Annotated in this window: 6 protein-coding genes and 1 tRNA gene; 4 read left to right on the forward strand and 3 right to left on the reverse strand. The window is 57.2% G+C overall.

Annotated elements, in window-relative coordinates; all coding sequences use genetic code 11:
• Positions 1-106 precede the first annotated feature (106 nt).
• Together nspC and speB are read left to right on the forward strand one after the other, a co-directional pair.
• Positions 107-1276, forward strand: coding sequence for a carboxynorspermidine decarboxylase (gene nspC, locus ACR0K4_RS22785; protein WP_480855893.1), 1170 nt, complete (start codon positions 107-109; stop codon positions 1274-1276).
• A complete protein-coding gene (speB, locus tag ACR0K4_RS22790; protein WP_480855894.1) occupies positions 1273-2115 on the forward strand; it encodes an agmatinase in 843 nt (280 codons plus the stop codon). Before nspC ends, speB begins: the two co-directional genes overlap by 4 nt.
• 69 nt (positions 2116-2184) lie before the next feature.
• Here speB and lptF read toward each other — a convergent pair whose 3' ends face one another.
• Both lptF and ACR0K4_RS22800 read right to left on the reverse strand, forming a co-directional pair.
• Positions 2185-3315, reverse strand: a complete 1131-nt coding sequence (gene lptF / locus ACR0K4_RS22795; protein WP_480855895.1) for an LPS export ABC transporter permease LptF — start codon at positions 3313-3315, stop codon at positions 2185-2187.
• 153 nt (positions 3316-3468) lie between these two features.
• Positions 3469-3544: transfer RNA gene (locus ACR0K4_RS22800), tRNA-Trp, on the reverse strand.
• A gap of 142 nt (positions 3545-3686) precedes the next feature.
• On the opposite strand from ACR0K4_RS22800, the gene ACR0K4_RS22805 reads away from it, so the two are divergent.
• Positions 3687-4388 carry a lysophospholipid acyltransferase family protein gene (locus ACR0K4_RS22805; RefSeq protein ID WP_480855896.1) on the forward strand — a complete coding sequence of 234 codons (702 nt, stop codon included), beginning with the start codon at positions 3687-3689 and terminating at the stop codon, positions 4386-4388.
• A 179-nt stretch (positions 4389-4567) separates the two neighbouring features.
• Complete coding sequence (locus ACR0K4_RS22810) at positions 4568-5143, forward strand: hypothetical protein (RefSeq protein WP_480855897.1); 576 nt, start codon at positions 4568-4570, stop codon at positions 5141-5143.
• 344 nt (positions 5144-5487) lie between these two features.
• On the opposite strand, the gene ACR0K4_RS22815 is transcribed toward ACR0K4_RS22810, so the two are convergent.
• Positions 5488-6347, reverse strand: an 860-nt coding sequence (locus ACR0K4_RS22815) for an elongation factor Tu (protein WP_480855898.1), incomplete at its 5' end; no start/stop codon positions are given.

Raw genomic sequence — 6347 nt, forward strand, 5'->3', positions numbered from 1 at the left:
ACGAACTCGACGGTCCCGTCAGTTTCTGACCTTCATCTTTTCCCAAATGCTCCGGGGGGTCCGGGGAGCTGGCCCCCCGGCCTCTCCACAATCGGAGACACCGGACATGTCTGATATAATGACCACACAGGCCGGTGACGCCGGCGCCTTCCGCAAATTCGACCTTGCCCGCGTCCCCACCCCCTGCTTTGTGGTCGACGAGAAGGCAGTTAAGCGGAACCTGACCATCCTCTCCGATATCGGCACCCGATCCGGCGCACATGTCCTGAGCGCACTCAAAGCGTTTTCGATGTTCTCGCTGGCCCCGCTGGTGCGTCAGCACCTCGGCGGCACCTGCGCCAGCGGCATTTACGAGGCCCGTCTGGGCCGCGAGGAATATGGCGGCGAGGTTGCCACCTTCTGCGCCGGGTACAAAGAATCCGATATCGACGAAATCCTGTCGCTGTCCAACCACATCATCTTCAACTCACCTGCGCAAAAGGACCGGTTCCTGGCCAAAGCCCAAGCAGCAAATGTTCAGGTCGGCCTGCGTATCAACCCGGAACATTCCGAGGGCGAAATCCCCAAATACGACCCCTGCGCCCCCTGCTCGCGGTTGGGCACGCCCGTCAGTCAACTGACCCCCGAGACTCTGACCGGGGTTGATGGGCTACACATGCACACGCTCTGCGAACAGGGATTCGATCCCCTGCAACGCACATGGGCTGCCGTAGAGCCGAAACTCAAACCCTTCCTCGGCGCGCTCAAATGGCTGAATTTCGGGGGGGGACACCATATCACTCGCGGCGACTACGACCGTGACGATCTGGTCGCCTTCATCAAAGCCATCCGCGAAACCCACCATGTCGATGTCTACCTCGAACCCGGCGAGGCCGTCGCGCTGGACGCGGGTATTCTGGTCGGCGAAATCCTCGACCTGCCAACCAATGGCATGAACCTCGCGATCACCGACATTTCGGCCACCTGCCACATGCCCGACGTGATCGAGGCCCCCTATCGCCCAGCCCTGATGGACGAGGCCGAGGCGGGCCACACTTACCGCCTCGGCGGGCCGTCTTGCCTCGCAGGGGATGTGATCGGGGACTATACGTGGGACAAGCCGCTGGAGATCGGTCGGCGTTTTGCCTTCCTCGATCAGGCGCATTATTCGATGGTCAAGACCAACACGTTCAACGGTGTCCCCTTGCCCACCATCGCCCTTTGGAACAGCGAAACGGACGAGCTGAAGATCATCAGACAGTTCGGCTATGATGACTTTAAGGACCGCCTCTCATGACCATTTTCCTCGACAGTGAACTGACCGCATCCGAGCGCTCAGATAGCGCCCGGTTTTGCGTCATCCCAGTGCCGCTGGAACGCACTGTTTCATACGGCTCGGGCACCGCCAAAGGACCAGCTGCGATTATTGAAGCCAGCAATGAGCTCGAGCGCATCACCGGCCATGCCGAGCCTTGCGTCGAGGGCATCTTCACCGAGGAACCGCTGGATTGCGACGGCGCGCTACCTGACGTGATGGAACGGCTGGCTCAACGAACCGAAGCCGCCATCCACGCAGGCAAAGTACCCGTAACCCTGGGCGGAGAGCACTCGCTTAGCTATGGGGCGGTGATGGGTGTGACCCGGGCGTTGGGGCAACCGGTCGGCATCGTTCAGATCGATGCCCATGCGGACTTGCGCAACGCCTATCAGGGCGAGAAGCACAGCCATGCCTCGGTCATGCATCTGTTGGTCGAGCAAGGCCTCCGACTGGCCCAATTCGGGGTGCGCGCCTTTTCCACGGAAGAGGCCAAAAGCCGCCTTACGAACCACGTCTTTCACGTGGACGCCGAAGAGCTTGTGACCGGGCATATCCACGCTGTCGATTTGCCCGAAGACTTCCCCGATCTGGTCTATGTCAGTTTTGACGTGGACGGGCTGGACCCCTCGCTGATGCCCGCGACCGGAACCCCCGTTCCCGGCGGATTGGGGTATTATCAGGCATTGCAACTGGTCGAACACGCGCTGAAACACCGCAAATGCGTGGGCTTCGATGTGGTCGAACTGGCCCCGGACGGCAACGCTGCATGGGATTTCACAGCTGCCCAGATCGTCTATCGCCTGATGGCTGCCTGCTAAGTTTTGACGCTTTCGCGCGAGCATTTCTAACGACACGGGACGAAGACAGCTCCCGCCGAAAGGGTTGCCTCAGACCGGAGTGGACACGCGCGATGCCCGGCCGGGCTTGAGAGGCCGACCCGCGATCGCCAGAAACACGCAAGACACCGCGACTCCCATCAAAGCGGGCATGTAAAGCAACCACCAAAGTCGCAGGTCGTCAATCACGACCGGAGACACAAAGCCGCGGACGCCCTCCAGCATCACCAAAATGGTAAATGCCCCCAGAATCTGCGGCCATAATCCGAACCGCGAAAAACTGCCCAGCATCAATGCCGAATACCCGACAAGGGCGACCGCGATGCAGATCGCTATCCAGGAAAACCGTTGATGCAATTCGTCCACCATCTCGCCTTCGGTGTATTTATCCGCTTCGGCAATCTGACTACGATCCTGCAACAGCTCTGCCGTCGGGATCGCCTCAAGGCTGCGCTGGCCGCTTTTTGGGCCGCTGGTGATCTGCGAGATGTCGTATGCCGCATCTTCGAACAACGTCGAAGACAATGTTGTGTCCGCCACATTCAAGCGCAGCGCCACCCCATCAAGCATCACCAGATGCAAACCTGAACCGTCATTGACCAAATACGCAGTGGCGCTGGAGTAGCTTGCGGGATTTTCCGGATCTCGGCGGTCAGACACAAAGACCTCATGCAATGTGCCATCCAGATCAACGCGACCGATGTAAACCGTGACGCCTTTGGCGGGGTGCAGAAACTCGCCTTCGTTCAAAAGCTGGGCGGTCACATCGCCCGCGACCTCTGCCTGACGAAGTTCGAGCTGTTCCAGCGATGCAGGGCGCAAAAACACGCTGATAATCGCCATCATCAACCCCGCACTCAGACCAAACAACACGACCGAGCGCGCCAGACGCCAGGGGCTTGATCCCGTGGCCAGCATGACGGTCAGCTCGCTTTCGCGGCTTAGCCGGTTGGTCGCATAGACAGCCGCAGCAAACACGGCCATCGGCATGACGGTCCTGATAAGCGTCGGCAATGTCAGAGCAGTGAATTCCAAAAACACGATCGCGGATTGACCACCGCTAATGACCCGTTCAAACAGGCTCACCGACCGGGTGATCCAGAAAACGCCAACCAGAACAAGGGTGAAGAACCCGAACAACACAAGCAATTGCCGCAGGAAATACCCATCAAAACGCGACATGACACTCCATCCACCGATCAGGTTCGCCCGGACAATATGTCAATCCCCGGCCAGAGGGAACCGCGATTGCACCACCTGCGACCAGCAATCTGCCATACAGGATTTAACACCTGCAGAAACAGTAGCGGCCAGTGCACTTTGAATTTGGTGATATGGCAGGGGCAGCAGGGTTCGAACCCGCGACCTACGGTTTTGGAGACCGTCGCTCTACCAACTGAGCTATACCCCTATCGTGCGCCCTCAGATATGACAGTGGCGCAGCGGACTCAAGAGGCTTTTTCAGTTTTGTACGCCATCGAGAAAACGACAAAGACATTGCGTGTCGCGTCAGGTTCGTTAAGACGGCGGGCAAAGGGAAAAGGTTGTCGTCGTTGAGCATCCGAAAGAAAATCGCTGACAGCGAAGCCGTGCTGAACTGGGCTGCGCGACGGATCGCGGGATATATTCGCCTGGTCCACCGCAACACGCACTGGCAACGGATCGGGTATGAAGAGCTGGACCAGCTGGCCGAACAGGGTGAACCGGTCATTGTCGTGCTCTGGCATCAGCGTCTGGCGCAGTCACCTTATTTTTTTCCATTGGACAAAGGGCGCATTTGTTCGATCACATCCGCCGCACGGGCGGGCAGCATGGTGGGGCGTGTTCAAAAGCTTTTCGGCATGGATACAATCGCCATGAGCAGCCGCAAGCGCCATGTTGCCTTGTCGCGCGAGGTGCTTGGCAAGATGAAACAGGGCATCTCGATCGGGATCGCAGCGGACGGGCCACGTGGACCCGAACGTATATCCTCGACCGTGCCTCTGATCTGGGCGCGCACGTCAGGAAAACGGGTGTTCGGCATCACCTATTCCGCCCGCCACGGGCGCGAAGCTGACACGTGGGATCGGTTGCTGATGCCGCGCCCTTGGCGGAACGATGGTGTATTCCTGTGCCGGGAATGGACTGAAACCGTGCCGCGCAAGGCCAGCGAAGAGCAGATCGAAACCCTGCGTCTTAGCCTTGAGCAACACATGAACGATATTACGGCCGAGGCGGACCGCTTGGTCGGCCGCGAGGCGTGGACGCCCCGCTAATGAGGCAAAAGAACCTTTATTGTCTTCACTTGGTCAATAGTCTCTGGAAATAACGGCTTTTCCGACGCGCCTTCACCTTCGATTGTTGCTAAAAGCACTATCCACTCATAGAGTAAATTCCAGTTTGCTGTGTGGGTTTTTATGTCTGGCACTGTGACCTGTTAATAAGTGGACGTGGTATGAAACTTGTTTTCTCATATTTGATCGCAGTTGTGGTAATAGGTTTTGCAAGCCCATCTTCTGCATTAACAATGACTTATAATATTGACCGAGTAGTTGGATCGAACACTTTCTCGGCAAGTTTCACAATCGATTTACCTACCAATTCAGTATCAGGCTCGACAACAGGCCTGACTGTGAACTCTATCAACTTTCCGGTGGATAATGGAATTCAGTATTCCTATTATCCTCAGAGCGGTGGTTTCCTGAGCATCGATGGAGGGTTGCCGAACTTTTCGACAACTGGGAACGATTTTACTTTAAGCATCCAAAATGCAGCCTCGTCCAATCCGACGCTTTTCGGGTTTGGACTTAGATTGCCAAGTCAGGGCATCAACACTGGAATCTCAACCAATGGTGTGACTTTCAGTGCCTTTGCCGGTACACCACCTGCTCCGGTTCCACTTCCAGCCGGTCTGCCGCTTCTTTTGTCCGGGCTTGCCGGGTTGCTCTTTATGAGATCACGTAAGTGGAAGTTGCAAAAACTAACATATCTTTGCATTCCCAGTGTGTCTCGTGGCGCACAATCCTGTTAACACTGTGTCACGGCCTGACCGGTCTAGAAAGCCCCTTGAATCCAATGTCGCCGGGCTTTTGCCGAGTTTTTTCATAGTTGACTGATTTCGGGCAAAAGAAAGCCGCTTAATAAGGACCGCCTTCTTTCGTTCACCCGTTGTTAGGTGCGAGATTATTCGACGAATAATCTCTTCACCGCCACCGATTGCGCGGTGATTTTCGACATGCTTGTTATATGCGTCTCGGGATCACAGACCTCAAAGAAAAAAGGCCGCCCCTTGTGGAGCGGCCTTCTTTAGTTCAATCGAGTGGGCTTTCATTGCTCTTTCAGAGCAACTGCCGCCCACCAGTCGGCAGAGCCGACTTACTCGATGATTTTCGACACAACGCCCGCGCCGACGGTGCGGCCACCTTCGCGGATCGCAAAGCGCAGACCGTTTTCCATCGCGATCGGCGCGATCAGCTCAACGCCGAACGACACGTTGTCGCCGGGCATAACCATCTCGGTGCCTTCGGCCAGAGTTACGGTGCCGGTCACGTCCGTGGTCCGGAAGTAGAACTGAGGACGGTAGTTCGCGAAGAACGGGGTGTGACGACCGCCTTCTTCCTTGGTCAGGATGTAGGCTTCGGCTTCGAACTTGGTGTGCGGTGTAACCGAACCCGGCTTACACAGAACCTGGCCACGCTCAACACCGTCACGATCCACACCACGCAGCAGGGCGCCGATGTTGTCGCCTGCTTCACCGCGGTCCAGCAGCTTGCGGAACATCTCAACACCGGTGCAGGTGGTTTTGCTGGTGTCGCGGATGCCGACGATTTCGATCTCGTCGCCAACGTTGATCACGCCACGCTCAACACGGCCCGTGACAACGGTACCACGGCCCGAGATCGAGAACACGTCTTCGATCGGCATCAGGAACGGCTGGTCAACAGCACGCTCGGGGGTGTCGATGTAGTCATCAACAGCCGCCATCAGTTCCTTGATCTTCTCTTCGCCAATCTCCGGGTTGTTGCCTTCCATCGCGGCCAGAGCCGACCCTGCGATGATCGGAATATCGTCGCCGGGGTATTCATACGAAGACAGCAGCTCGCGGATTTCCATTTCCACCAGTTCCAGCAGCTCTTCGTCGTCAACCTGGTCCACTTTGTTCATGAACACGACCATCTTCGGGATGCCAACCTGGCGGCCCAGCAGGATGTGCTCGCGCGTCTGCGGCATCGGGC

Source organism: Ruegeria sp. K11 (genome assembly GCF_056531905.1).